The 25,885-nt window shown below is 42.8% G+C and carries 26 protein-coding genes; 1 reads left to right on the plus strand and 25 read right to left on the minus strand.

Annotated features, from left to right (window positions below; genetic code table 11):
• Positions 1–50 precede the first annotated feature (50 nt).
• From FT12353_RS02195 to FT12353_RS02280, 18 genes are all read right to left on the minus strand, one after another.
• Positions 51–278, minus strand: a complete 228-nt coding sequence (locus FT12353_RS02195; protein WP_203617910.1) for a hypothetical protein — start codon at positions 276–278, stop codon at positions 51–53.
• A gap of 85 nt (positions 279–363) precedes the next feature.
• A complete protein-coding gene (locus tag FT12353_RS02200; protein WP_203617917.1) occupies positions 364–5,886 on the minus strand; it encodes a SpaA isopeptide-forming pilin-related protein in 5,523 nt (1,840 codons plus the stop codon).
• 72 nt (positions 5,887–5,958) lie between these two features.
• Positions 5,959–6,894: a PspC-like choline-binding domain-containing protein gene (locus FT12353_RS02205; RefSeq protein WP_239061161.1), complete on the minus strand. Its 936-nt coding sequence runs from the start codon at positions 6,892–6,894 to the stop codon at positions 5,959–5,961.
• Between the two features lie 112 nt (positions 6,895–7,006).
• Positions 7,007–7,555, minus strand: coding sequence for a DnaJ domain-containing protein (locus tag FT12353_RS02210; protein ID WP_203617924.1), 549 nt, complete (start codon positions 7,553–7,555; stop codon positions 7,007–7,009).
• A 124-nt stretch (positions 7,556–7,679) separates the two neighbouring features.
• Positions 7,680–7,955 (minus strand): type II toxin-antitoxin system YafQ family toxin, encoded by a 276-nt coding sequence (locus tag FT12353_RS02215; RefSeq protein ID WP_203617926.1) that lies wholly within the window; start codon positions 7,953–7,955, stop codon positions 7,680–7,682.
• Positions 7,948–8,199 (minus strand): type II toxin-antitoxin system RelB/DinJ family antitoxin, encoded by a 252-nt coding sequence (locus FT12353_RS02220; RefSeq protein ID WP_203617928.1) that lies wholly within the window; start codon positions 8,197–8,199, stop codon positions 7,948–7,950. Before FT12353_RS02220 ends, FT12353_RS02215 begins: the two co-directional genes overlap by 8 nt.
• Before the next feature lie 66 nt (positions 8,200–8,265).
• Positions 8,266–8,574 carry a hypothetical protein gene (locus tag FT12353_RS02225; RefSeq protein WP_203617930.1) on the minus strand — a complete coding sequence of 103 codons (309 nt, stop codon included), beginning with the start codon at positions 8,572–8,574 and terminating at the stop codon, positions 8,266–8,268.
• Positions 8,567–8,983: a hypothetical protein gene (locus FT12353_RS02230; protein ID WP_203617936.1), complete on the minus strand. Its 417-nt coding sequence runs from the start codon at positions 8,981–8,983 to the stop codon at positions 8,567–8,569. Before FT12353_RS02230 ends, FT12353_RS02225 begins: the two co-directional genes overlap by 8 nt.
• On the minus strand, positions 8,973–9,206 hold the full coding sequence (locus FT12353_RS02235) for a hypothetical protein (protein ID WP_203617938.1): 234 nt from the start codon (positions 9,204–9,206) through the stop codon (positions 8,973–8,975). Before FT12353_RS02235 ends, FT12353_RS02230 begins: the two co-directional genes overlap by 11 nt.
• Positions 9,203–9,922 (minus strand): ParA family protein, encoded by a 720-nt coding sequence (locus FT12353_RS02240; protein ID WP_203617940.1) that lies wholly within the window; start codon positions 9,920–9,922, stop codon positions 9,203–9,205. Before FT12353_RS02240 ends, FT12353_RS02235 begins: the two co-directional genes overlap by 4 nt.
• On the minus strand, positions 9,903–10,229 hold the full coding sequence (locus FT12353_RS02245; protein WP_203617942.1) for a hypothetical protein: 327 nt from the start codon (positions 10,227–10,229) through the stop codon (positions 9,903–9,905). The genes FT12353_RS02240 and FT12353_RS02245 overlap by 20 nt, the downstream gene beginning before the upstream one ends.
• 288 nt (positions 10,230–10,517) lie before the next feature.
• A complete protein-coding gene (locus FT12353_RS02250; RefSeq protein WP_203617943.1) occupies positions 10,518–11,261 on the minus strand; it encodes a replication initiator protein A in 744 nt (247 codons plus the stop codon).
• 1 nt (position 11,262) lies between these two features.
• A complete protein-coding gene (locus tag FT12353_RS02255) occupies positions 11,263–11,475 on the minus strand; it encodes a helix-turn-helix domain-containing protein (RefSeq protein WP_203617944.1) in 213 nt (70 codons plus the stop codon).
• A gap of 464 nt (positions 11,476–11,939) precedes the next feature.
• Positions 11,940–13,010: an IS30 family transposase gene (locus tag FT12353_RS02260; RefSeq protein ID WP_203617945.1), complete on the minus strand. Its 1,071-nt coding sequence runs from the start codon at positions 13,008–13,010 to the stop codon at positions 11,940–11,942.
• 612 nt (positions 13,011–13,622) lie between these two features.
• On the minus strand, positions 13,623–13,880 hold the full coding sequence (locus FT12353_RS02265) for a hypothetical protein (RefSeq protein WP_203617946.1): 258 nt from the start codon (positions 13,878–13,880) through the stop codon (positions 13,623–13,625).
• 80 nt (positions 13,881–13,960) lie between these two features.
• On the minus strand, positions 13,961–16,036 hold the full coding sequence (locus tag FT12353_RS02270) for a DNA topoisomerase (RefSeq protein ID WP_203617947.1): 2,076 nt from the start codon (positions 16,034–16,036) through the stop codon (positions 13,961–13,963).
• A 267-nt stretch (positions 16,037–16,303) separates the two neighbouring features.
• Positions 16,304–16,804: an NUDIX hydrolase gene (locus FT12353_RS02275; RefSeq protein ID WP_203617949.1), complete on the minus strand. Its 501-nt coding sequence runs from the start codon at positions 16,802–16,804 to the stop codon at positions 16,304–16,306.
• Between the two features lie 122 nt (positions 16,805–16,926).
• Positions 16,927–17,088, minus strand: a complete 162-nt coding sequence (locus FT12353_RS02280; protein ID WP_203617951.1) for a hypothetical protein — start codon at positions 17,086–17,088, stop codon at positions 16,927–16,929.
• Positions 17,089–17,207: 119 nt separating this feature from the next.
• Between FT12353_RS02280 and FT12353_RS02285 the strand changes: the two genes are divergently transcribed.
• Positions 17,208–18,758 carry a multicopper oxidase family protein gene (locus FT12353_RS02285; RefSeq protein WP_203617960.1) on the plus strand — a complete coding sequence of 517 codons (1,551 nt, stop codon included), beginning with the start codon at positions 17,208–17,210 and terminating at the stop codon, positions 18,756–18,758.
• A gap of 99 nt (positions 18,759–18,857) precedes the next feature.
• Here the strand turns inward: FT12353_RS02285 and FT12353_RS02290 are convergent, their stop codons facing one another.
• The 7 genes from FT12353_RS02290 to FT12353_RS02320 all read right to left on the minus strand — a co-directional run bounded on the left by FT12353_RS02290 (position 18,858) and on the right by FT12353_RS02320 (position 25,708).
• Positions 18,858–19,679 carry an oxidoreductase gene (locus tag FT12353_RS02290; protein ID WP_203617962.1) on the minus strand — a complete coding sequence of 274 codons (822 nt, stop codon included), beginning with the start codon at positions 19,677–19,679 and terminating at the stop codon, positions 18,858–18,860.
• A gap of 4 nt (positions 19,680–19,683) precedes the next feature.
• Positions 19,684–20,592 carry an alpha/beta hydrolase gene (locus tag FT12353_RS02295; RefSeq protein ID WP_203617964.1) on the minus strand — a complete coding sequence of 303 codons (909 nt, stop codon included), beginning with the start codon at positions 20,590–20,592 and terminating at the stop codon, positions 19,684–19,686.
• A 171-nt stretch (positions 20,593–20,763) separates the two neighbouring features.
• Entirely contained in the window at positions 20,764–21,582 is an 819-nt protein-coding gene (locus FT12353_RS02300; RefSeq protein ID WP_203617966.1) for a MetQ/NlpA family ABC transporter substrate-binding protein, read from the minus strand.
• Positions 21,579–22,745 carry an amidohydrolase gene (locus FT12353_RS02305; RefSeq protein WP_203617968.1) on the minus strand — a complete coding sequence of 389 codons (1,167 nt, stop codon included), beginning with the start codon at positions 22,743–22,745 and terminating at the stop codon, positions 21,579–21,581. The genes FT12353_RS02300 and FT12353_RS02305 overlap by 4 nt, the downstream gene beginning before the upstream one ends.
• A 371-nt stretch (positions 22,746–23,116) precedes the next feature.
• Positions 23,117–24,058, minus strand: coding sequence for a metal ABC transporter substrate-binding protein (locus FT12353_RS02310; protein WP_168778329.1), 942 nt, complete (start codon positions 24,056–24,058; stop codon positions 23,117–23,119).
• 65 nt (positions 24,059–24,123) lie between these two features.
• Positions 24,124–24,972: a metal ABC transporter permease gene (locus FT12353_RS02315; RefSeq protein ID WP_203617976.1), complete on the minus strand. Its 849-nt coding sequence runs from the start codon at positions 24,970–24,972 to the stop codon at positions 24,124–24,126.
• A complete protein-coding gene (locus FT12353_RS02320) occupies positions 24,965–25,708 on the minus strand; it encodes a metal ABC transporter ATP-binding protein (protein WP_203617978.1) in 744 nt (247 codons plus the stop codon). Before FT12353_RS02320 ends, FT12353_RS02315 begins: the two co-directional genes overlap by 8 nt.
• Positions 25,709–25,885 lie beyond the last annotated feature (177 nt).

The following is a 25,885-nucleotide window of genomic DNA, read 5'->3' on the forward strand; positions in this document are numbered from 1 at the left end:
CTTTTCACCCCATTCGGTTGGTTCCGCCAACGTCGATTTAACTCGAAAATTTAAAACGAAATTTTCGAAAGGGCAGCAATAATTCCGGCACCGACACCACCAACAATGGCCGCCGTCGCCGCCCCCCAAATCATGCCTTCAATCCCTTCATCGGTCATACGGGTATCTTCTGATTTACGTCCCTTGGTAAATTTGTTAAAGCCAAACAAGATGCTGAATAAACCAATAACGACGACAACTGATACAACAACACCGACCAATTTAATTAAAATATCCATAATTTCCTCTTTTCTCAAACTTCTTGATTTTTAAACAATAAAAAAAGTAGAGAAAGTTCTACTTTTCTCTACTTTTCTTTAACACTCAAACCGCACTCTGCTTCACATCTTGTGACGCCTTCGCTAAGCGCTTACGCTTACGGTTATTACTTTGAACCTTCTGCCAAGAGCCAAGCCCTACTCCGGCCAAGACTGCCAAACCGGCAACATAAAGCTTGGTTGGATTAGCAGCGGTCTTCATCCCTGTATTTGGCAAGGCCGTGACCGTCTTGCCAGACGATGAAGGCGTCGATTGGGCAGGTTGAACCGTTCCTGCCGTTGGGGCAACGTTTGCATTCAACTGACTCGCTTGTGTTGGTGTGCCAACGTTTTGAGTTGCCGCGCCACTAGTCGCTGTTGGATTAGCCGTGGCAGTTGGCTTGCTCTCTTGTGATTGCGTACCACCATTTTGAGTGGTTGCACCACCCGTTACCGTTGGGTTAGCCGTGGCAGTTGGCTTGCTCTCTTGTGATTGCGTACCACCATTTTGAGTGGTTGCACCACCCGTTACCGTTGGGTTAGCCGTGGCAGTTGCCTTACTATCTTGCGATTGTGTACCACCGTTTTGAGTAGTTGCACCGCCCGTTACTGTTGGGTTAGCCGTGGCAGTTGCCTTACTATCTTGCGATTGTGTACCACCGTTTTGAGTGGTTGCACCACCCGTTACCGTTGGGTTAGCCGTGGCATTCGGCTTACTATCTTGCGTCTGCTCTTGCTTTCCGCCCGTTTGTGACTGGTCACCGCCCGTTACATTTGGGCTAGTCGTTGTTGACTGTTTTTGATCTTGATTGCCACCATTTTGAGTCGTCGCCCCACCAGTTTGATGTTGATTCTCTTCTTGATGTTGTTGACCACCATTAGAAGTTGAATTAGTATTCACAACAGGATTATTGTTAATCACCGGTGAATTGGTATTTGTATTCGTGTTATTGATGTTAATAACCGGTTGGTTATTGCCACCGCCATTGCATTTTCTAGTATCTTCCGACTTGTCGAACAAGAAGAGCTTTGAAAGGTACACATTACCGGTGCCTTCATTAATTTGGGTGACCGGCACGATCATCTTCTTTAATGGTACTGACTGACCCTTTTCAGTGACAGTGAAAACATAGGCCGTTTTATCGGCGTTTAGTTCAATATGAACATAAAGTGGTTCAATATGCTGGTAGCCTTCTGGGGCGTTTTCTTCCCACAACTCATAATCACCGTATGAAATATTGTTGAACTTGTAATAACCATCATAACCATTGGCTTCCGTTTCAGTTGTCACGGTCTGCTTGTCACCCTTGGTACCGTTAATTGGAATCAATGACAATTGAATACCATTGTAACCTGATTGGGAGCTACCTGATGGAGATTGCACGTATTTGAATCCGTCAAAACTAAAGTTAATCACTTGTTCCTTCGAGGTTTCATTTTGCGTAATCACCGGTGTATCTTGGTCCTGATACTTGATGGCGACATTGTACTTTTGACCGTCCAATTGATACCCTTCAGGCGCCTTGGTTTCTTGCCAGTAATAGTCACCCAATGCTAGATGCCTAACACCTGCTTCATGCAAATCATCGTCAATTCGCAATGTCACTTGATCGCGACTAACCTGCTTACCGGACGTAATTTCAGGTGTTGGTTGACCATTTTCTGACCACTTCACCGGTGTACCATCGGCATGGTAAAGTGTGTATTCAGCACCGCTAAGGGTAGCTCGTCCTTGACTGTTATCACCAGTCTGCTTGTCTTGCTTAATGACCGACGTTGAACCAGTTACTTCTTGGTTCGTTCCGGCCGCCATATCAGCTACCAAGGCAACTTCTTGACCGGCATACTTCAACGTTACCTTTTGTGGTGTAAAGCTATTGACATAGCCTTGGCTTGCCTTTGATTCGGTCACATAATAATCACCTAATGGCAAGTTGGCATCGGTTTCGGCGTGCCCATTTGCATCAGTCGTGATTTGAGCAACCACCTTACCTAACGCATTGTCTTGATGAATATCAAAGACATTGCCTGCCAAAGAATAATTACTATTCCAAGGTGTCTTTTTGCTTTCGGAACCAGACTTATCAATGACAGTCTTTCCCTTGACCTCTTGGTTCGTTCCACCCGTCAAAGATAATACGATCGGCACATTTTGACCTTGATACGTAATATCAACATCCTGTGGTTTGAAGGTCTTAACAAAGCCCTTGGAAGCTTGGACTTCTTCAACGACATAGTGACCCAATGGCAAGTCCGTCTTGGTCTTGGCATAACCATTAGCATCCGTGGTCACTTCATCAACGACTTCACCATTGATACTATCTTTGTGAATCTTAAAGACGTTGCCAGCAAGAGAGTAATTGTCATTCCACATCTTGGTACCAGTTTCAGCACCAGTCTTTTGGATGGTAATACCACCCTTGACTTCTTGGTTGGTTTCATACGCCGTGTCAAAGACAACCGGTACTTCCTGACCAACGTAAGACAAGTCCACCTTTTGTGGGGTTGCCGACTTGACAAAGCCTTGACTGGCCTTCGTTTCGACGACAGTGTACTTACCCAATGGCAAGTCCGTCTTTGAGTAAGCCTTACCAGAAGCATCGGTCGTCACATGGTCCACCAAGTGATTCTGTTCATCAAAAATATCGAACTCGTTCCCAGCCAACGTGTAGTTGCCATTAATCATGTTCTTGCCTGATTGGGCACCAGACTTATCGACAATGATTTGACCTTTTACTTCTTGGTTGGTCCCACCAGTAGCCGAGATAACAATCGGTACATTTTGACCTTGATACGTAATATCAACATCTTGAGGCTTGAAGGTCTTCAAGAAGCCTTTAGAAGCTTGGACTTCTTCAACGACATAGTGACCTAATGGCAAGTCCGTCTTGGTCTTAGCATAACCATTAGCATCCGTGGTCACTTCGTCAACTACTTCACCATTGATATTGTCCTTATGAATCTTAAAGACATTACCAGCCAATGAATAGTTGGCGTTCCATTGTTTTGTGCCAGTTTCGGCACCAGTCTTTTGGATGGTAATGCCACCCTTGACTTCTTGGTTGGTTTCATACGCCGTGTCAAAGACAACCGGTACTTCTTGACCAACATAAGACAAGTCCACCTTTTGTGGCGTTGCCGACTTGACAAAGCCTTGACTGGCCTTCGTTTCGACGACAGTGTACTTACCCAACTTCAAGTCGGTCTTCGAATAAGCCTTACCAGAAGCATCGGTTGTCACGTGGTCAACCAAGTTGTTTTGTTCGTCAAAAATATCGAACTCGTTCCCAGCCAACGTGTAGTTGCCGTTTATCATGTTCTTGCCGGATTGGGCACCAGACTTATCGACAATGATTTGACCCTTTACTTCTTGGTTGGTCCCACCAGTAGCCGAGATAACAATCGGTACATTTTGACCTTGATACGTAATATCAACATCTTGAGGCTTGAAGGTCTTCAAGAAGCCTTTAGAAGCTTGGACTTCTTCAACGACATAGTGACCTAATGGCAAGTCCGTCTTGGTCTTGGCATAACCATTGGCATCCGTTGTCACTTCGTCAACTACTTCACCATTGATATTGTCCTTATGAATCTTAAAGACGTTACCAGCCAATGAATAGTTGGCGTTCCATTGTTTTGTGCCAGTTTCAGCCCCCGTCTTTTGGATGGTAATGCCACCCTTGACTTCTTGGTTGGTCTCAAAAGCTGTGTTAAAAACAATAGGTGCTTGTTGACCATTGTATGTCAACGTTACATTCTGAGGAGTGGCCGATTTGACAAAACCTTGACTAGCTTTGGTTTCAATAACCTTATATGTGCCTAGTGGCAATGACTCTTTCGAGTAGGCTTTACCAGAAGCATCGGTTGTCACATGATCAACAACCTGACCATGCTCATCAACAATATCAAACTCGTTCCCAGCCAACGTGTAGTTGCCATTAATCATGTTCTTGCCTGATTGGACACCAGACTTATCGACAATGATTTGACCCTTGACTTCTTGGTTGGTTCCACCAGTAGCTGAGATGACAATGGGTACATTTTGACCTTGATACGTAATATCAACATCTTGTGGCTTGAAGGTTTTGACAAATCCCTTTGAGGCTTGGACTTCTTCAACGACATAGTGTCCAAGAGGCAAGTCTGTCTTGGTCTGTGCCTGTCCTTTATCATTGGTAGTGACCGTATCAACGATTTCACCATTGATCGAGTCCTTATGAATCTTAAAGATATTGCCAGCTAAGGAATAGTTGTCGTTCCACATTTGAGTGCCTGTTTCGGCACCCGTCTTTTGAATAGTAATGCCACCGGTAACTTCCGAATTTGTACCAGAGGCTTTTACATCCAAATTGTCAACCGAATCCACATTAACGGTCACTGGGTTGAAGGTACGAACCAAGCCCTGGCTGGCTTGCTTTTCAGTCACCACATACTTACCAGCTGCCAGAATGTTACCGGTTTCGGCATCACCATTAGCATCAGTCGTAACGGTTGCTACGACCTCACCATCTGCGGTGTCCTTATGAACTTCAAAGACATTACCAGACAAGGAATAGTTCCCATTTGTAAGGTCTTTGGTTGTAATCCCACCATTCTTTAAAATCGACTTATCAATTTTCAAGTTGGCTTTTTTAACATTAACTTGGAGTTCTGAAGTGTTTATACTGGGGTCTTTTGCTGCAAAAACAGGTTGTTGCGGATTAGATAGATTGTTCCCCTCATACGTCCCATAAACATAGTACGGTTGTTGGGAAAGTTCTCGAGGTGTGTTTTTTAATCTTAAGCTACCTGATTGCGCATTTTGAGACGTATTAATTGTTAAATTATTACCATTTATTACAGCATTAATTCCGTCCGTACCAGAAATGTTTTTAAAGTTCTGCAACACACCATTTTTATCCGCTACTGTGGCAGATTGGCCAGCCAAAATGTTCAATGGTGCGGGTGAAAAGTCAGGACGTTGGCCCATCGCTGCGGCGTTTTGCAAAATCTGTTCAGCTTTGGCAATCGCCCCTGAGCTAACAACATTAGAATCCCATCCAGTGATAGTCGCACCGATTGCATTATGCAGGTCGCTTGAATCAATTTTGTCCGATCCATTCATAACTCCTGGAATACCATTCTGACCAGAAATTAATGACCAGACGACCAATTGACCGGCAAAGTATGTTTCACTGTCTGTGGCAGCTCCTTGTGCTTGCGCTAAATACGCGGCATTGTTAATCAGGTTTTGTTGTTGCTTCGTCAATGATTTCCAATATGAGGCGGTTAGATCCTGTTGCCCCTGAGCGGAAGAAGCGTACTCGCCACCTCTTAAATGAGCAAAGGGGTTAATACAAAAGACCACTTGATCATTTACCCGGATATTTAAAACGGGGTCAACTCGTCCGTTTGAAAACGTAATATGGCCTTTAATTGGGTCAGGACTGGCAAAAGATACTCGACCATCAGCTGGTAGTTCATCAGCGTGAACATGATGTCCATTTGTCGCCCCCGTTGTTGCCAGGAAAAGAGCTGACACCATGGCGGTAACCCAGAATTTTCCAGACTTATACAACTTATAATGTTGATGTGATTTAATATTTTCCATTAAAGTTCCTTTCAAATCAATAAAAAAAGGACACCGATAAAAGTGTCCTTTAAATAATAAAACAAGATATTTTTAATATGCACCGTAACTATAAGGTTCCATATCGCCTTGATCCCACATATGATTATTCATATATTGCGTGGCAGCGGTTTCAGCTTCCTTCATGGATGAAAAGTCAGAACTCTTCCAAATAACAGTGCCTTTTTCATTTTTAACCCAACCTGTAAAAGTACGTGCAAGTGTTGTTTGATTAGTGTTAGTCGTTGCAGCCTGCTCAGGCTGTTGTACCACCGGTGCTTTAATGGTTGCCGGGCTGCGGTCAGCGTCTGGGGCACCACCAAAACCAGGTGTGGTTGGTGTTTTGGTGCCAGGAAGCCGCAGGTAATACGTACCATCGTTTCCAAAGTCATAGGTTGTACCATTCATTGGCACACGACCTTGAACGGCCCGACCATTTTGGTCTGTGTAGTAATACATTCCCCATGCCTGACGCCAACCTTCGTTTTGCCGAACACCATTGACGAACCAATAATAAGTACCCATGTAATAACGGAAGCCAGTGAACACTTGGCCATCTTCATACCAACGATAACCCCCATTTGCCGCTGAGCCATCCCAAACATACCCTTGAACTGGGCGTGAATAGTAAGTACCATCATCACCAAAGTTATAAACTTTACCATCAATCACGTGGGTGCCTTGAACAGCCCGGCCATCTTGGTCAGTATAGTAGGTCATACCCCAAGCTTCACGCCATCCTGTGTTTTGACGAACACCGTTCACAAACCAGTAATAGGTCCCCATGTAATAACGGAAACCTGTATAAGGCTGGCCATTTTCTAACCAGTTCCAGCCACCATTAACTTGTGAAACCTCCGGCGAATAAACATAACCATTAGCCTGTTTGTCAGCGGCATGCGCACCAACGCCAGCACTCAGAGTAATCACTGTAGCACCTGCAATCATCAACGATGCTCTCTTGATCAAAAACATTGCATTCAACTTCATTTTTGTTCCCTCCTTAGGGTTCTCACTTCTAAACCATAATATTTCTACCAGTTTATTATAACAAATACTGGGCACAGACAAGTCATTTTGAGCCTTTTCCATCGTACTATTCTCATAGCGAAGGTCCGACACCGGTCGTAATCCAGTTTAAAATTATTAAAATGATGGTCAAACCAATGGCTGCCATAAAAAGAAAAGCAAGTGCGCCAATAATTAAACTTGGTATCATGGCCAAGATTGTAATAATCCAGCATACCGCCAAGAAAGCCCAATAAATCAATAGACCGATGATTTTAATTGGCCAAAACAAAGCGCGCATCGTCAAGTAACAATAATCTTTAAATGTATATTGATATGGCTCTATTGTATAAGTCTCTTCTTGAACATTAGCCGTTCCCTCTTGTTGGGTTAACGCATCCGTCAAATTCGACAAATCACGATACTGATTCAGTTGTTGGTCATAACGACTTCTCGTTGATGGATCCGATAATACCTCGTACGCTTTCTGTATAGAAAGATACTTGGCTTCAGCACCTTCTTCTTGATTGTGATCGGGATGAAACCGCTTTGACAGTGTTCGATACGCTTGTTTAACCATTTCTGGACTAGCATTTTGAGATAATTCTAGTTCATCATAGTAATTAACGAACTCATTTGACATCGATATTTCCTTTCGTAAACCCTTGTTTACTTTTAATAAGTGAACTTATTTAAAAAGAAACTATTTTATAGCTCTTCTGTTTGAAAAAGATGATAACCTTCATGAGCGTATGATTGTTCCTGTTTTATCGAAATAAATCCGAGTGGCTACCCGTATCAATCAATTCGAGATATTGACCATGATAACGATAAACTAACAGCCAATCAGGTTTAATATGCAATTCACGTTCCGGAAAACGATTCACTAAAGCATGATCATTGTAATGCGCAGGAAGTGGCTGATGATTGACCAATTGATCCAAAACAATTTTAAAATCTGCTGGATGGTAGCGACCACCCCTCACAATTTTTTTAAAATTCTTTTTAAATTTGCTTTGTACTCTTACTTTATATTCAGTCATCAGAACTTAAATACTCCCAAGCATCTTCGCTGGAATCAAAGGTCACATAATCATCACTACGAATAGCCTCTTGCAACCTCTCATTAGGTTGATAGAGTTCAAATGGTAGTCCTCTCACTTCTAACGACTTCTTCGCAAAAAGCCGAAAAGCGTCAGAAGCGGTCATGCCCATTTGCTGATACAATTCTTCAACTGCCTTCTTATCTTTTTCGTCCATCCGAAAATGTACTTGTTGTGTGGCCATATTTTTCTCCTTTTAGTGTTCATAAAAGACTCGCTACCACAATGGTACCAATTGACACACAAAAGTTCAATGGCGTTTTAAATGTTTGCCTTGTAAAGCCTTGGTTGTAAAGCACAACACATCATTGACTCGTTCTGCAACCAAAATCTGACCAACTTTCATCGTCTTAATCAGTTGCATACCTTGCGTTAAAGACAGTTTTTCACGAAATTCTCGTTGTTTGCCTTCAACCTCAATTGTTTTAGGGTTTCCAACCAAACCATTAGACCAAACCTCAAATAACCGACCATCTTTTAAGATCGCTGTCGGTGTCTGAGGGCTTTCTTTGACAAAATCACTTAAGCTCCGATAACGGACACGTTTCTCCTCATTCATGAAGTTGCTCCTGTGTATAAGAAGTAACCGCTTGGGCGAGTGCCTGATCTAGCGTAACGCCATGGGCATCCGCATATTTTTTCAGCGATTGAAAAATCTCTTCAGACAAGGTTAAGCTCCGATTAGCAAACTTTTGATCACTCATGATCAACTGACCATTCACGCGCTCTGCCAATAGCAGATCACCCGCGCGAATACTTTGAATATCACACAGTCCTTTTTGCAAATCATGCTTTCGACGAACAACATAGTTTTGACCATCAATTAGCGCCTTTTTCTCAGGACCCAATAACGCTCTGGGATGTAGTTCTAAGATTTCGTGGTTTTTCATCTTAGCAGTCGCTACTTGATTGCTTACGGTAGCAAATCGCCGTAGTTCTTTTAAGCCTACTATTGTTTCATCGGTCATGTTCAGTCTCCTGTTCATAGTAACCAGCGACTGATTCGTGTAACAGGTGTTTCATCGATAGGCCTGTGCGGTCTTTTAAATCCATCAACTGTTGATAGCTTGCCAAATCAATTTTAATCGATTTTTCAAACTGAGGTCGATAGGCAGTTTTCTGCTTTTTCGACAAAACCTGTCGCTGGTGATAGTTTTCTTCTTCACTACTATAACGACTAAAGCGACTCATGACAACACCTCCTTAAAGACTGCTGTAAGTTGCTTAATCAGGTTCTGGTCTGCACATTCAATGATTGGCGTGTCATCTGCGAGTTTTGTTCGCCGTGGCAAATAACCGCGATATTCTTCATATTCGTGCAATTCTTCGAGTAATTCTTTGGATGCATTTTCCGACAAGTTAATCTTGTTAGCCACAAAGGCCAAATTGGCTTGAACGTCAAAATCTTGATTTAATTCCGAAACAAATTTCTTCAAATCCAATAACGCTACAAAAGAGTCTTTTGAGGCTTCTGCTACGCCAATCACTAAATCAGATACAATTAACGCATTTTGCGTTAAGATGCCTTCATCATTTTCAGTATCAATAATCAGATAATCGTACTTATCAATAAGTTCTTTCTCATTTTGTGCCAACCACTTACCAAAAATAATTTCACGTTGTCGGCGAGTATTCAAACATTCTTTTAACTGTTCAACAGTGTTGTGACCTGCAATTAAATCAAGGTTATTTTTCAAATGAATTGGATTCACATCACCGTTTTCAAATAAGTTAATGACGGTCTCATTTAAGTTCGTAAAGTGTCCATAACGATGCGTTAAATTGGCTGAGTCATCGAAATCCATCAATAAAACGCGATGCTTTTGTTTCAAAAATTCTGCTAAATTATAAGCCAGTGTCGTCTTACCAGCCCCACCTTTATTGACATTAATCGTTATGATTTTCATGTTGAACTCCTTTGCCAGCCTTATCAGGTACTTTGGAAAACTCATACAAACTAGTTGCGACTAATTTTTGTGAATAGCGTTTGGCAACCAGCTTATCGGCCACTCGAATATTTTTGATTTTAGAGATTGCTCGTTGAAAGTCCATACGGAACTTCGCATCTGTATAGACGCCCCCAATAATGGCATTATGACGAGTGTAGTATAAGCCATCCGCTCGTAATTCACCACGCTTCCCATTCACTAAAAGAACGGTTGCGTTTCCCTTTTTCCCTAACCGACGTAGGTCATTCATTGTTAATTCATACATACATTTCCCCCTTAGGTTTGTACGGCCACTTATGGCGTTGTGCTTGCTTCTTGCCACTTGTTTGTAGTGGCGAAGAGCGACAGCGTTTTTTATGCAAGTGTTTCAGTCCTAAATCACCTTCACTTATGGTCTGAAACCAGTGTAGACGGGCCTTGTTGTACACAAGTATAGCCACTCCCCTATTCGTATATCCCTAGTCTGCTAATCAGGACGTGGCTTTTTATCAATTGTCAATGTGCAAGGCCTTTTAACGTCTTACCAGGGACAGAGGATTGATAGTGCTTCAAATCATTTTGGTGACTTGAAGCTCGGTAACTGCTTTTTTAAATCAAGGTCTAGTGTTTCACAACAACGTTGGATATAGACCATGTTCGCTGTATCATTATTAGCTGCCTTCGTAATTGCGTCACTAACGAGCAAGGATCCATATTGATTTCTTAACTGTTCAAGTGTTCGTTTTTTAACTGGCGATATGCTGGATCCAGTTTCTTGGGTGTATTGCTCAATCAGTAAATCAATATCCGATTGCGCTTGCGTATATACATAGTCATCATCATCTTTATCTTTAAAATCATTATAGATAGACCCGATATTTCCGGGTTCTTGACCACGATTTTCTCGGGGTCCGGACCCCGAGATTTCCGGGGTCCGCTGTTCATGCGGGTTTGACCCTGTGGATAACTCATTTTCTACGGTGACCATGCCAAGATAAAGACGATTTGGTTTGTTCAGACCCTGCCGTTCTTCTTCAAGCAACCCATGTTGGTTAAGATCTTTTTTGATTGAGCGGGCTTTATCTTCCCCACAATTCAAGATAGTAGCAAGCTCTTTAACCGTGTACAAAAAATAGATCATGCCATCTTTATCGATCCACCCATTTTTTTCTGATAGTTCAAAGCGATGCCTGAGAATAGCATAAGCTGTCTTAGACTCAAGTTTCATTTTTTTATATTTATCAAGCTTGAAAAAAGCTTGTGGCAGTCGGTAAAATTGTTCAAATGCCTGAACTTGTTGAATTGATATTCTTTGCATATTAGACCTCTACCTTTGCCATAAACTCTGATATAGTCATGCCCATTGCTTGAGCAATGCCCGTTGCATGAACAGTGGTGAGAGATTTGACTTGGCCGCGTTCAAGATTAGAAATGATTGTTTGTGTGACCCCAGCTCTTTTCGCAAATTCTGTTTGCGACAGCCGACGTCGATTGCGATATTCTTTAATGAAAATGCCAACATTTTGTTTCATGATTACCTCGTTTATGTATTTTGACTTAAAAAAGCGCAAAAAAAATAAGCCAACGAATATTGGCTTATCACTTTTAGCTAAAGTTAACTTATTTTATGAAAAACAAAATAAAAAAATAAGATAACGGAAGCTAGCTTATGTTACCAAGAAAAAGCACATGATAACCGTTGCTATATAAGCGTTTTAAGCACCTTCGTTACCTTTTATTCTACAAAATACGTGCAACCCTAAAATTAACAACGTAAGTAAACAATCGCTCCCAGGCTTGGTATAAGGCCTTTTTTGTTTGAAAAAAAGTTTTTTGTTTTTCTATCGTCGAAAAAGAATCGGTTATTTTCGCTTCTTTTTTCGCTAAACGCTTTGAATTATAACGTATTTTTCTTCAACTGCCAATCTTGTTAACTTTTAGACCAACGCAAAAAAGCCAGTCCCTTGACTGGTTCAAAAAATTCAATTGTTGCTCTTTAAGCTGGGTTTAAGAATCGCTGGTCAAACGCAACCCGACGATATTGGCAGTGACGTCTAAAAGCCTGTAAACGGCTCCTGTAACGATGAGTACGCATCGGACGAGTGTTGATACTCATGACCACTTTATCGAGCTCTGACTGGCTTATATGAGCGAAATCCGTTTTCTTAGGATAATATTCCCGTAAGAGCTTATTAAAATTCTCGTTGGAACCGCGTTCATACGGCGAATATGCATGCGCGTAATAATATTTCACGCCATGCTGATCCAACATTTGTCGGGTCTGCAAGGCAATGAACTCGGACCCTCGGTCACAAGTCACACTGTCCACACAACCTTTATATTTTTCACAGAAATCTGAAATAGCATTGCTGACGGTATAAGCGGACTTATCCTTAATGACCATCGAGACTGCATACCGACTAAAACGTTCTACAAAAGTTAACAACAAGTGACTGGATTGACGAGACTCAACACCGTCTAGTTCCCAATGACCAAAACGGTTACGGTTTTCAATCACACTTGGTCGAAACTCAATGGAATACTGGTGTGTCGCTCGTTTTTGATCTTCTTTTTTCAGATACAGACTTTTGCGTTCACTCCAACTTAACGCTCGCTTATGATACCGTTGCCGCTTGCCTTTATCTCGTAAGGCCCAGTAATCGAGTCCCTTAATTCTTTTATGATTAACCCAATTGTAGTTGGTTTTAAAGGACACACCAACTCGTAAAGGCCCCTTAGCGATTTGCTCAGGTGACCACTTGTGTTCGAGGATGTATTTTTTAATGAGCTGTTCACGTCTGAGCGTTAATTTAGTTGGAGATTTCTTTTTGTTCCGTTGTTTTTGGTCAGCTAACGTTTGGCCTTCAATGGCTCGGTACATTTTTCTGGATATATGTGTACTTACCTTTCTATCCATTGTAGCATGTAACGTTGTCCGCTGTATTTCTTTCGTAAGGGTTGCTCTGGAGTAACCGATTGTTTTAGCAATAAAACTTAAGTTATACCCTTCTTTTAGTAACGTTTCAATTTGAACTCGTTGTGCGAGTTGTAGATGTTTCTGCCCCATATCGCCTATTCTCCTCTAACATTTGATACCCAAAAATTATAGCAAGCGAAAGCCTTGAATACATACTAAAAAGTAGAGAAAAGTAGATTTTTCTCTACTTTTTTTACTTTGGTCATTATGGTCAAACAAAAAAGCCTGCTGTGTTAACAGCAGGACCGCCCGATTGAAAGGAATATTATTTAAAATGAATGAACAAAAGTTTTTATCTTACATTGTTACTTGTGTTATAGGAAGTAATTTAATAATCATGAAACAGATCACATTCGACAACAAATCTTGTATCAAAAAGGGAGATTTTTGAAAACAAAATACCGATTACAGCTTTCAGGCGGTGGTCGAAACCCTTTTTCGCTCAAAAATATTATTTGAGTTAACTTATTTATACCGCGACTTATTAACCCTGTCAAGCAACAAGGATAACGATAATAAAAAAGCCTACTGACTGATTATCAGTAGGATCGTCTTGCCAAAAAAATGTCTGGAAAAGACAGCAAATTTCACACAAGCAGTAATCGGATAAGTAGCAAGGCGACGTTTCATTTTTACTCCCTCAAAAACCTTTCAGGATATAATCATTATATGCTAAATTCTAAATAAAAGGTAGAGCTTTCTCTACTTTTCTCTACTTTTCTCTACTGCAATTAATTCATAGCGCCCATTTTCTGACAAGAGATCGAGCAAACGATCCAAACTCTTATCCGTAATCGACAGTTGGTCAGCTAAGTGACGCTTTTGAGATAAATTAAGTCCCTCTGGGAATCGTTTCACCATGATATTCGCTACTTTCATCGCGATTTCTAAGTCTGGTAGTCGTTCATAACGCGATCCACGTTCTTGCAAGAGTTTTCGTTCATATTCCTGTTGTAACATGGTAACCACCTTTCCAAAAGTAGCGTTTTCTCTACTTTTCTCTACTTTTCTCTACTTTTCTCATTTTACGCGATTTCTTTTTATCGAGGATTAAATTCTGGTTTAAAGCCGACAAATTTACTGGTCTTGTATGTTTGAATTTCCAGCCTTCCGGCTACTTCAAAGGACTTCCCCTTTTTACTTCTGGCTTTAAAAGCAATTCTTTGGCCATCGAGCAAGTCTTCAATCTCTTGTTCAGTAAATTTATGGCCAGAAAACTTGCTTGAGAATGACACTTCCTTACCCCGCCATATGCCAGTTACCTTTTCCTTAGTGGGACTTTTGGCTTGTTTTTTAGTTTCCTTGGGGGCACCAAGGCTGTCTTTTAGTTTTTTGGCGTTTTCGGTCATGACAGGAATATCATGGTTAACCGTCAAGACAATCGAGTTCATCGCTTGATCAGCACTGACTTCAAACCGGCCAACTTGATCAAAAATTTCAAAGACACGCTTGGTAGTCTTGGGATTGGCTAACCAAGTGTTTTGGGCCAGAATGGCAACAGCTTGACCGTCTGTTGTGAGGTCGATTTTACCCTTTTTATCAATAATATAGGCATTTTTACCACTAGAGAGTTCCCCGTAAGTACTTGTCCGCGTGGCTCCTGTGCCAATCTCATTCTTTTCAAGGAAGGTCTTGAGCCACTGCCATGTTGGCGTTGTTGGCTTTGGATTCTGCCCTTCATGAACAAAGAGGTCCGCTGTTTGCCCTAGGGCTTTTTGCTTGGAGTCGTCCTCATCTTGGTCTTGATTTTGATCCTGGTAGACGGCTTTCCACCCTAACGAAAGTGGATTATTCAGGGTTGCTTTAAAATCAGGATATTCAACGATAGACCCTTTAATCTGCTGGTAAAGGTAATCCTCGGCGAACATCGCTAAAAAGTTTTTCGCTAATGTTTGATAGATCCGCTTAGCAGATGGACCGTATGATTGCAGTGCTTCTAGACTTGCGGGAACCTTTGGCCCAGGTCGGTTAGCACCGTGGGCGCCCTCTTCCTTGACATGTGTTTTACGAGGGTTCCTATGAGTGAGCAAACTTACGTCGGTACCCACTACCTGCGCAATTTGGTCGACTAACGGCAGCATATCTTGGAATTGTTCGGGAGTAATTGTCTTATCTTCAGTTCGTGGATAAGACACGATTTGCGCTTCGTATAGTTTTTGATAGGTGGCGAGAACTTCCTTGGCCTTATAGCCCTCTTTGGCTAAAATGGCCGAGAGCGAGGACAAGTCGAGCAACTTTGGTGGCTTAGTACTTTTTTTAGTCACTGAATCTTGCTGGACCTGTCCTGATTTTGCAAAGGATTCGCCTGCTTTCAAGGCCTCGGGGCTGGGATAGCGGAAGGAAACCACTTCCTGTTTTGAGTCAACTACTCGAGCATAAACATTTCCCTGGTCATCTCGAAAGCGATACTCAAAATACGGGACCTTTTGGTAATTTTTAATGGCTTGGAGTTGTTGATAGATTTTCAACAGCATCGCTGATTTTAACCGCCCTTGCCGTGATACAAGTGAGTAGCCCTGCTTTTTGGTTAATGTCGTTGCCGCCCGGGTTAGCTGCATCGAAGCAAAGTCCCACTTGTTGCGTGTCAGTCCTTTTTGGTAGGCTCCGTGCCGGTCCTTACTTTCAATGGCAGTCAGTTGGTTGAGCGCCTTCACCAAACTTTTTGGACTTTCATCTGCAAAATTAGCTCGAAAAACTTGCCCCTGCCATTTGATGGCATCAATGGCCTCCCAGGCTAGCAGGTCCCCCTCCCCTGACGAATCAGTATCGGTCGCAATGATGAGACCGTCAGCGCCTTTAGCCTTCGTTTTGAGTTCATCAATCAAGCTCTTGGTACTTTCTGATTTTTTACTGCGTGGGTTCCAGGAACGAATGTACGTTCGTTTCCAAGACAAATCCTGCAAGTCCCATGGCAAATCAGCTAGTTTCCATGATTTGTATTTTGCTTTTAAATCAGCCGAGACCTGGTCTTCCGGTTCCCTTAAAGTCATGACATGGCCACGTAGGTTTGTTAACTCATAATCATAGTGGGCAACATGTCCCGTTGTCCCACCTAGTGCCTTTTCGAAATTGCGGCGAGCACTTGGCTTCTCGGTGATAATTAAATACTTGGTCAAGCGTCAACCTCCCTTACGTTGTGTTTAACATTGTAAATCTTTACTGATGAGAAAAACGATGTAGTTATTACCACACCGCTTTTTAGTCAAAAACCTGTTCGAATAGTGACTACCGTACTTTGTTTTCCTAATCAATATTATAGCATGAGTACTGGTACGAACCGGTTAACGCTCTTGCTGACTTTGTCCGATTAATGATTGAACATGCCGTAATTAGGAGTAATGGACCCTTTACGAGACACATTGGTTGGACCGGTTATCAACCACCTAAAAAACTGGTTTCGTCAAAACTTTCCACTGTGAAAAACGGCAATCAGCAGTATTGAAATGCTTGCTGTGTAGCAGGTATTCCTTTGCTTTCAATACTAAGGGTGAACTATTTTGTTCTGTTAACAAATCAAGCGGGACAAACAAGGACCCAAGGGAATCTTGACCGAGAAATTGCAGTGGTGCTTCCGTTAATCCACCGCTGACTCTTTCAACCTCATAAAAGGCTGCAATATGCTGGTTCATATTGAAATCTAAATACTGCCATGGGTAAATAAAACTAGTCGTTCCGATTTGTCTGGCCTTTTCAACCGTCAAATCAGTCTCCTCTTTGACTTCACGGACCAGTGCATGCTCAAGTGGCTCACCCGATTCAAGACTACCACCTGGTAAATCATAGCGGTTCAAATAGGGACCCGCATTCTTCTTAATAACAACTAAACCGCGGTGCTCTTCATAAAGAATGGCATAGACGCCAAAGGCACGGTGATAATGTTCCATACTGATTTTCCCCTTTGTGATTAATAAAAAGCCCACAGGATTTTCAACCATGCACCGATTACGAAAGCGGACATGACTCAGAATTCTTTGGGCTTTTTAGCAAATGTTCAACGTATTCCTTTTTAGCAACCCTTTTGATCAAAGATAATGCTATAGAGCGATTGAACAAACATCCCACCGGCCATGACATACATAGCCAACATATCCTGCATGTGCATGAGTAAATAAAAAGTATAAATCCAAACACAGGCCATAACAAAATGAAAAATACGATTACGTGTCATTCTCACTTCCTCCTCCTTTAGCGGCTACTGATTTGCCGCCTAAATTAAGCTTAGCACAATTGTTAGAAAAAACGACCCGGGTCTTGTATACTAAGAGACAAATAGAAGGAGGAAGTATCATGTCGACTGAAGAAAAGCCTGTTTACCAGGATTACTTTTTTAATGAAACAGCTTATGACTATCATGACGGTGGCTACGTGCCTTTAGAGGTTTACGATGCACCCCATGTACCGCTGACAATTCCTAGTCTCTTGAAGCCTGATCGAGAAACGGATACAGATGTCTGGCTGACAGTCCATGCCCAGTCGGGCGAAACGCAAATTTTACCCGGTGCTAAAACCAAGACCTGGGGTTACAATCAGAGTTTATTGGGGCAAACTATTGTTTTCCGAAGCGGTAAAACCTATCACGTTACGCTAAAGAATAGTTTACCTGAGTTAACGACGTTTCACTGGCACGGCTTGGACGTGCCCGGTCCCTTTATTGATGGTGGTTGCCATGCGCCAATTTATCCCGGTGAGGAAAAAGAGATTACCTTTACCGTCAACCAACCAGCCGCAACCACTTGGTTGCATGCCCACCCTTGCCCATTAACCGGTTGGGACGTCTGGCATGGTTTGGCCACAATGGTCTACGTTGAAGATGACCATGAAGACAACTTGGCCCTACCACACAACTATGGTGTTGATGATTTACCAATCGTTCTCCAAGACCGCCGCTTTCATGAAGACAACCAGTGGGACTATGATGCCGATTATGATCCCGATGGAACCGCTGGCCCAACGGCCCTTATCAATGGAACGGTTAACCCAAGTTTTGATGTGACAACTCAGAAATTGCGCTTGCGCTTTTTGGATGGTTCGAACCGGCGGGAATGGCGCCTGCACCTTTCAGATGATTTAGTGATGACGCAAATCGCTTCCGATGGCGGTCTCTTACCAGAGCCGGTGCAGATGACCAAGTGTATGCTAACTTGTGCTGAGCGAGCAGAGGTTATCATCGACTTTAGTGATTACAAGGCCGGCGACCAGGTAACGTTGTACTCGGATGACACGCCAATTCTGATTTTTAACATCAAGGATTTTGTAGCTGACGACACAACCTTACCGGACAAATTAGCGGAAATCAGCTACCCAGACGTCGATCCAAATGCACTCGTTCACCAAGTTGTCCTGGCCGGAACGGATGAAGAAATCACCATTAACGGTTTGAAGTTTGGGATGATGCGCATTGATGACCGCCAAGAAATCGGCAAGACAGAATACTGGGACATTACGAATACTAATGATTGCTGCGGGGGGATGCTTCACCCCTACCACATGCATGGCGGTTCCTTCCAGATTGTTTCCCGCAACGGCCAAGCCCCCTACCCAAACGAACTCGGTTACAAGGATACTGTTGCCGTCAATCCCGGGGAAACCGTTCGGATTAAGATGAAGTTCAACTTCGCCGGTGTCTTTATGTACCACTGCCATATTATCGAGCACGAGGATGGTGGCATGATGGCACAGATGCAGGTTTACACGCCAGAAGAGCCGGAAAAGAAGTACGACTTAATGGCCATGGATACCCTGATGAACGCCTTGGCAGAAGAACGCGGTTGCGCTGTCGAAGATTTACAGATTAAAAGTCTTGATTCCTACAAAAAGATGGGCATGGATATGTGTTAAAAGCTACCCCATCATCATTTATAAAGGACCTCAGCGTTTATGTACGCTGAGGCCCTTTTAGTATATTGAGGATTATTTGTTAATTAAATCAGTCCTGATTTAGCCTTTCACAACGCGGCGCATCAGCGCATCAAACCATCGCGCTGGTAGGATGGCGCGCAAGAAGACCAATGGTTTGGCTACAAAGCCGATCAAGTAACGAGCCCGAGACTTTTTCTGGTTGACAATTTTCACCAAGGTTTTCGCAATCAGAATTGGCTGAGACAGTAATTGCCCCTGGTATTGCTTTTTCATGCCATTGGCGGTTTGGCGAGCAGCTACTTCGTAGGGGCCACCGGCCGCTGAAGAGGCCAGATGGTCGGCAGCAATCAGGCCCCAATCCGTTTTAATCAGACCAGGTTCAACTAAGACAACGTCAATTCCAAATAGTTTTAGTTCCATTCGCAATGAATCGCTAAAGCCCTCTAAAGCAAACTTAGTGGCATGGTACCAGGCCCCAAAGTAGCTGGCCATTCGTCCGGCCATCGACGAGACATTGATAATCCGTCCGGACTGTTGCTGGCGCATTGTTGGCAAAACTAATTTGATTAACTGGGCTAAACCAAATAAATTAACATCGAACTGACGTTTGGCTTCCTCGAGATCTACATCCTCAACGGCACCATAGGAACCGTAGCCTGCATTGTTAATTAGCACGTCAATGCGACCTTGATCGGCTAAGACGGTCGCGACCGCTTGTCGGCAGGATTCTTCGTCAGTTAAATCGAGTTTGAGGGGATGGACCCCCACTTTTTCTAGGGCAGCGAGTTTCTCGACTCGACGGCCAGCACCATAAACGATGTGTCCTTGTTCTGCTAATAATTGAGTCGTTTGGTAACCGATGCCGCTAGTGGCACCGGTAACAAGAATTACTTTGGGCATTCATTTATCTTTCTTTAATTAGTTGGACCATTTGCTGAATGGCAGCCTTTCCTTCTGGAATCGGAATTTCGGGAAAATCATGGTACATTTCTGGGTATATGGTCGTGTGCACGTCCCAACCGCCATCATCAGCAAGCTCCTGAAACTTCACGGCATCAGGATGCAAGACATCATAGGTTCCCGTAATCACGTTAATAGCCGGCATATTGGCAAAATCAGCATAGAGCGGGCTGATCAATGGATCATCCAAATCAAGCTCACCCTGGTAACCGGCGGCCATAAGATCTAAAACAGCTATTTCTAGCATTGGGTCGAAGGGTTGCACTGCCTTCATCTCATGGTTGGTATCGCTGATATCAAACCATGGTGAAATCAAAATTAGTTGCTTTGGTAAAGCAAGTTTTGCATCGCGTAGCTGTTGCAAAAGAGACAATGCCAGGCCGGCACCGGCCGAATCACCCATTAACACAATTTGATTGGCACCAATTTGTTCCTTTTCCAGTGTTTCCAGGAAAGCATCCTTGGTCCATTGAATGGTTTCTTGTGCCTGGTGCTGGGGCGCCTTTGGATAAATTGGCATGATAATTCGGTGTTGTGTCTGGTCGGCCAACTTTTTCAGCAAACGGTAGTGCATGATTGAAGGTTGGTCCCAATAGCCCCCACCGTGGAGGTAAAAAATCAGCTGTCGGTCGTCTACGTACTTCGGACTGATTTCCAAAACGTCGTTACGACCGTTATACTCTGTCGCTCCAAACAACAACCGATACAAAAAAGCCAATCGATATGGTTTTTGGCTGGCAGTAACCGCCCGTTGATAGGTCTTCTCGTTTGTTAAATCAGGCAGAACATGGAGACCTTGCAAGATGTACTTCATCAGACGTCCGGTCGTGCTTACTTGTCTTTTTTGGGCCATTTGCATTTCTCCAGTCATGAATCGTGTTGCCAATTAACTAGCAAACAGAAATCTTACATAAACCTATTATAGCGGTTAAACGAAGGATGACTCAAATAAAAAGAAGTCAAAACTCGTCACGAGGTCGACTTCTATTAAAACGAATCCCTTGATTTAGGGAATCAAATCTAGTTATTGTGGAATGACCCAATAGTTGTCATCGTTATGCTTCTTCACATAATCGGCAAATTCCTTTGATTCATAGGCCTTTTTGACAGCCTTTGCCCACTTAGTATCTGCATTCTTTTTTGTCGTTGTCGCTACCAAATAGTAGTCGTTTTGAATTTTCTCTGCTACCAGCATCTTCTTTGAAGAGACCTTGGCATTGTAAGCAACTGAACCTGGAAGAATGACATAACTAAAATCATTGGTTACCCGTGGAATCGTTGATGAATCAATTTCCTTAAAGTTTAAATTGTACTTATTTTCTACAATATCATTTTTAGTTGCGGTAATTGGGTTCACCCCAGAACGCAGTTTAATCCAACCAGCTTTTTCCAGTAATTGATCAGCTCGCGCCGTATTAGACGGATCATTTGGTACCGCAATCGTATCGCCATCACTGACAGACTTCAAAGAGTGCTTTTGTGCGGGATACAGGCCCATTGGAACCGTTGGAATCTTTGTTAATGCCGTCAACTTGCCATTCTTTTCCTTATTAAAATTATTCAAATAAGCGGTGTGCTGATCAACATTTAAATCAACCTGGCCCTCATTAAGGGCAATGTCGGCATTTAATAGGTTAGTAAATGACTTATTTTCAACCGTGTAACCCTCTTTTTCCAAAATGGGTTTCACGCCCTTTAAAAAGAGTTCGCTGTAAGGACCGGGTGAACTTGCTAATGTAATCGTTCCTTTTTTACTATTTGACTGGTGCGGATAAAAGGACCAAATTCCAGCAATCACAATCAAAATTAGAATCAAACCGGTCAACCAATATCTTTTCTTCATGCTTCTTCTCCCTTTTCAGCAAAGTAATCTTGTAACCGCAAAACTGACTGATAGTACCAAGTGATGGCGGTCTCTAACCCTGCATCATCTAGGACTAAATCAGAATGGTGCAGGCCCGAGTTGCCCCCACTGCCAATTTCTGCAAAGACACTGGGAACTTTACTCGTATAAAAAGCAAAGTCTTCACCACCAGCTGATGGCGGAAAGTTTACCAAATTAGCATGGTACTGAATATTTTCGGCCAGAATGTCCGTCAGGATTGGATCATTTTCGAGTACCGGCGGACCAGGAATCCACTCAATTTCCGCTGAAACGTCGTATGTTGCCGCTTGACCATTAATAATTTGGTAGAATTTCTCTTTGGCCCGTTCCCGATCATGGTCTCCAAAAGTACGAATTGTTCCTTCAAACCAGGTACTATCAGGAATAACATTCCATGTCTGGCCCCCTTCAATATGGGTCACCGATAAAACACTTTGCCGGTAAGGATCGAGCGAACGGCTAACGATGCTTTGTAAAGCCGTGACGGTGCTAGCCAATGCTAAAATGGGGTCAATGTTTTCATGTGGCTTCGCAGCATGACCGCCAACGCCGGTTAACTTGACGGCGAATTGGTCAACAGCCGCATTGCGGCCACCATTTCCCACACTGATTTGGCCAACGGGTAAGTTCGGGTGGTTGTGGTAGCCGACAATCACGTCCACGCCTTCTAAACCACCACTTGCAATCACCTGCTCTGCACCAACATGGGTTTCCTCTGCGGGCTGAAAAATCAGTCGCACCTTAACAGTCAATTTATCAGCATTTTCTTTAATCTTTTCAGCGGCTCCCAGTAAAGAGGTAAGGTGAAAATCATGACCACAGGCGTGCATGGTACCGGCATTTTCAGAGGCAAAGTCTAGGTTGGTTTGTTCTTGAATCGGCAGCGCATCAATATCGGCACGCAAAGCAACTGTGTGTTGGGCGTCTTCTGGACCGATTTCAGCAATAACGCCAGTCTGTAAGGCTTCTGGGGTGATAATTGTATAGCCCAAATCAGCTAAGTAGGCCTTAATTAATGCCGTTGTCTGATATTCTTGGCTTGAAAGTTCTGGATGCTGATGAAAGTAGTGTCGAATGGCACTCAAATCAGTAATTGTTTCAGTTGCAGTAGTTAATTTCATTAATGCTCCCTTCTCAAAACAAAGAAAAAAGGACTAGTATCCACCATTCCTGATAGACACTAGTCCCCGACATAAAGAACTAAAATTGTTAGATAACAATGTTGTGCGAATCAAATGATGGTTCTCAAATATGGAACATAACGTTCGACAATAAATGAGAACCAAACACAAGATTAAGTACCCATTTATTTTTTCAACATTCGAGAACAGCACATTTGCATCATCATCATTCTTTTTTCGTCCTTTTTCTAATATTGCTTTAATAATAGCATTGAATTTTAATTTGTCAACTGATTAGAACCATTTTATTTTTATCAGTTCTAACGGATTATTCGTACAATTGGCCGTCAAAGACAGTTAAGTCACTAATTTTACTTTGACAAACCTTCTGAAATCTTGTCCAAGTTCCACTTCATCATGCCATAGTAAGTATCGCCGGGCTTGCCTTCCTTGGCTAATGAATCAGTATAAATCTTAGCGTAAATTGGCAAGCCAGTTTCCTTAGAAACCTTGTCCATTGACTTTGGTGATACAGAACTTTCAACAAAGAGAACAGGTACCTTGGTTGCGCGAATCTTTTCCAAAACAGTCTTCATCTGTTCTGGTGTCCCTTGTGACTCGGTGTTAATTTCCCAAATAAAGGCTGGTGTGATGCCATAGGCTGCCGAGAAGTACTTAAAGGCGCCTTCGGAAGTCACCAAAAGCTTCTTATCTGCTGGAATATTGTTAAACTTAGTTTTGGCACTTTCATCTAACTTAGTTAGCTTTTCAATGTATGCAGCAGCATTTTTTTGGTAAGTACTCTTATTCTTTGGATCCTTTTCAATCAAAACCTTTTCAATGTTTTGGACATACTTAATCCCGTTTTGGATATCTAACCAAGCATGGGGATCCATTTCGTTTTCTTTACCGGCGTCTGTCAAATGCTTAGCGGCAACACCATCCGAGACAGCAAAGACTTGTTCATTGGCCTTCTTACCAGCATTTTGGTACATCTTCTTAAACCAGCCGGACCCACCGGTTTCCAGGTTCAAACCATTGTGGAACAAAACATCGGCTTCCTGCGTCGCCTTTACGTCTTGTGGTCGTGGTTCGTACTCATGGGGGTCGGTTCCACGAGGAACAATCGTGTGTAACTTGACCTTGTTACCAGCGACCTCTTCAACCATGTTCCCAATAATTGAGTTCGTCGCAACAACCTGTAACTTACCGCTTCGACTAGTTTTACCCGTCTGGCTTTCACTGACAAAGTAAAAGACACCCGCTAGCAACGCCAGTGCGGCCAGCCCAATAATCGTTAATCGCTTAATCATATTCAATTTTCCTCAATTCCAAGTGCGTTTAATACGCCTTTTATCATCTTCTTTCGCTACAAATTTTAGTTCGCTGCTCGTTTTTTAATTAAAATGCCCTGCTTTGGCGAAAAGAGAAAAGCCAATAAGAAGAACACTGCGGCAGTCAAGACAATCGCCGGACCGGAAGCCCAGTTAAAGGTAAAGCTAAAGTACAATCCAATAACGGATGCAAAAACCGAAAAGGTCGCTGCAATCATAATCATGGATGACATCTTATTTGTTAATAGATAAGCTGTAGCGGCTGGTGTAATCAGCATGGCCACAATCAAAATAATTCCAACCGTTTGCAGTGCGGTCACGGTTACTAAGGTTAAAATCAGCATCAAGCCGTAGTGCAAGACCTGCGTTTTCAAACCGTAAGCTCGGGCAAAGGTATTATCAAAGGACGTAATTAACAATTCCTTGTAGAAAAGCACGACGAACAGTACAACTACCACTAACACAATCGCCGTAGTAATCAGGTCTTGGTCAGAAACGGCCAAAACATTTCCAAAGAGGATATGGTGCAAGTTCGTGGTTGATTCCGCCATTGAAATCAAGATAAAGCCGAGTGCGAAGAAAGAAGAAAAGACAATTCCAATCGCGGTATCATTTTTTAGGTTTGACTTCATCGTTACGAAGCCAATCAACATCGCAGCCAACAGACCGAAAATCGAGGCCCCAATCAGCAGGTTAATCCCAAGCATGTAGGCAACCGCCACCCCAGGTAACACTGCATGCGAAATGGCATCACCCATTAGAGACATTCCACGCAAAATAATAAAGGAACCAACAATTCCAGACATGACACCGACTAAGATGGCGGTAATCAAGGCAGTTTGCAAGAAGTTATACTTCGTTAATCCATCAAGAAAAAGCGTAATACTATTCATGTGCGGCCTCCCCTTCATCAAAAAGAATGTTTGATAGGTCGCCACTAAAGGCGGTGGTAATATTCTTTTTTGTAAACACGTCCTGTGTCTGGCCTTGGGCCACAACCCCGTGATTAATGATGACGAGGTCATCAAAGTAAGTCGTGACCTTGTTCAAATCATGGTTCACAACGATGATTGTCTTACCAGCAGCCCGCCACTTTTTCAAAATCGCCATGATGTCGGCTTCTGATTTCATATCAATTCCAACAAATGGTTCATCCAAAATGATGACATCGGCATCTTGAACAATTGCTCGAGCCACAAAGACTCGTTGCAGCTGACCACCAGATAATTCACTAATTTGTCGCTGACTAAATTCAGCTAACTTAACATCGGTCAAGGCTGCTAAAGCGGCCTCTTCCTCTTTTTTTCCAGGCACTTTAAACAGACCGAGGTTCGGATAGGTCCCAGTTAAAACCGTATCCAAGACGTTAATTGGAAACGTCAGATCAAGTGCTGCCCGTTGTTCAACGTAAGCGATGCGCTTGAGTTGCTTTGCAATTGGTTGGTCTGCCAAAGTGGCCGTTCCGGACTGCTTGCTGGTCAACCCTAAAAGCCCTTTAATCATCGTCGATTTACCGGCACCATTGGGGCCAATAATTCCGGTGATTTTTCCAGGTTCAAATTGGATTGACAGGTTCGTGAAGACGGGGGCGCTATCATAGGCGACCGTCATATCGCGGACTTTGATCATAATCTTTTGCTCTCCTAATGCTAGTTAGCATATATTCGAGTATTGATTTTAAAATATTCTGTTTTCAGCCTAAACTTTTCGCACGCAAAAAAGGCGCGTTTAAAATCTACAGTCGAAGTAGTGCGTCGTAACATTTACGTTTTTATTTTTTGAAATTGATGGACTATCAACTGGCTG

It is taken from the genome of Fructobacillus tropaeoli (assembly GCF_016860625.1).
In the GTDB taxonomy this organism is placed as follows: Bacteria; Bacillota; Bacilli; order Lactobacillales; family Lactobacillaceae; genus Fructobacillus; species Fructobacillus tropaeoli.

Coding starts and splice junctions, on each gene's coding strand:
- FT12353_RS02275 (WP_203617949.1), bottom strand. CDS start 16,804: ATGGAACATTATCACCGTGCCTTTGGCGTCTATGCCATTCTTTATGAA.
- FT12353_RS02310 (WP_168778329.1), bottom strand. CDS start 24,058: ATGATTAAGCGATTAACGATTATTGGGCTGGCCGCACTGGCGTTGCTA.
- FT12353_RS02240 (WP_203617940.1), bottom strand. CDS start 9,922: ATGAAAATCATAACGATTAATGTCAATAAAGGTGGGGCTGGTAAGACG.
- FT12353_RS02295 (WP_203617964.1), bottom strand. CDS start 20,592: ATGGCCCAAAAAAGACAAGTAAGCACGACCGGACGTCTGATGAAGTAC.
- FT12353_RS02285 (WP_203617960.1), top strand. CDS start 17,208: ATGTCGACTGAAGAAAAGCCTGTTTACCAGGATTACTTTTTTAATGAA.
- FT12353_RS02205 (WP_239061161.1), bottom strand. CDS start 6,894: ATGAAGTTGAATGCAATGTTTTTGATCAAGAGAGCATCGTTGATGATT.
- FT12353_RS02245 (WP_203617942.1), bottom strand. CDS start 10,229: ATGTATGAATTAACAATGAATGACCTACGTCGGTTAGGGAAAAAGGGA.
- FT12353_RS02305 (WP_203617968.1), bottom strand. CDS start 22,745: ATGAAATTAACTACTGCAACTGAAACAATTACTGATTTGAGTGCCATT.
- FT12353_RS02300 (WP_203617966.1), bottom strand. CDS start 21,582: ATGAAGAAAAGATATTGGTTGACCGGTTTGATTCTAATTTTGATTGTG.
- FT12353_RS02220 (WP_203617928.1), bottom strand. CDS start 8,199: ATGGCCACACAACAAGTACATTTTCGGATGGACGAAAAAGATAAGAAG.
- FT12353_RS02250 (WP_203617943.1), bottom strand. CDS start 11,261: ATGCAAAGAATATCAATTCAACAAGTTCAGGCATTTGAACAATTTTAC.
- FT12353_RS02315 (WP_203617976.1), bottom strand. CDS start 24,972: ATGAATAGTATTACGCTTTTTCTTGATGGATTAACGAAGTATAACTTC.
- FT12353_RS02195 (WP_203617910.1), bottom strand. CDS start 278: ATGGATATTTTAATTAAATTGGTCGGTGTTGTTGTATCAGTTGTCGTC.
- FT12353_RS02265 (WP_203617946.1), bottom strand. CDS start 13,880: ATGTTACAACAGGAATATGAACGAAAACTCTTGCAAGAACGTGGATCG.
- FT12353_RS02210 (WP_203617924.1), bottom strand. CDS start 7,555: ATGTCAAATGAGTTCGTTAATTACTATGATGAACTAGAATTATCTCAA.
- FT12353_RS02320 (WP_203617978.1), bottom strand. CDS start 25,708: ATGATCAAAGTCCGCGATATGACGGTCGCCTATGATAGCGCCCCCGTC.
- FT12353_RS02230 (WP_203617936.1), bottom strand. CDS start 8,983: ATGACCGATGAAACAATAGTAGGCTTAAAAGAACTACGGCGATTTGCT.
- FT12353_RS02235 (WP_203617938.1), bottom strand. CDS start 9,206: ATGAGTCGCTTTAGTCGTTATAGTAGTGAAGAAGAAAACTATCACCAG.
- FT12353_RS02200 (WP_203617917.1), bottom strand. CDS start 5,886: ATGGAAAATATTAAATCACATCAACATTATAAGTTGTATAAGTCTGGA.
- FT12353_RS02255 (WP_203617944.1), bottom strand. CDS start 11,475: ATGAAACAAAATGTTGGCATTTTCATTAAAGAATATCGCAATCGACGT.
- FT12353_RS02225 (WP_203617930.1), bottom strand. CDS start 8,574: ATGAATGAGGAGAAACGTGTCCGTTATCGGAGCTTAAGTGATTTTGTC.
- FT12353_RS02280 (WP_203617951.1), bottom strand. CDS start 17,088: ATGACACGTAATCGTATTTTTCATTTTGTTATGGCCTGTGTTTGGATT.
- FT12353_RS02215 (WP_203617926.1), bottom strand. CDS start 7,955: ATGACTGAATATAAAGTAAGAGTACAAAGCAAATTTAAAAAGAATTTT.
- FT12353_RS02290 (WP_203617962.1), bottom strand. CDS start 19,679: ATGCCCAAAGTAATTCTTGTTACCGGTGCCACTAGCGGCATCGGTTAC.
- FT12353_RS02260 (WP_203617945.1), bottom strand. CDS start 13,010: ATGGGGCAGAAACATCTACAACTCGCACAACGAGTTCAAATTGAAACG.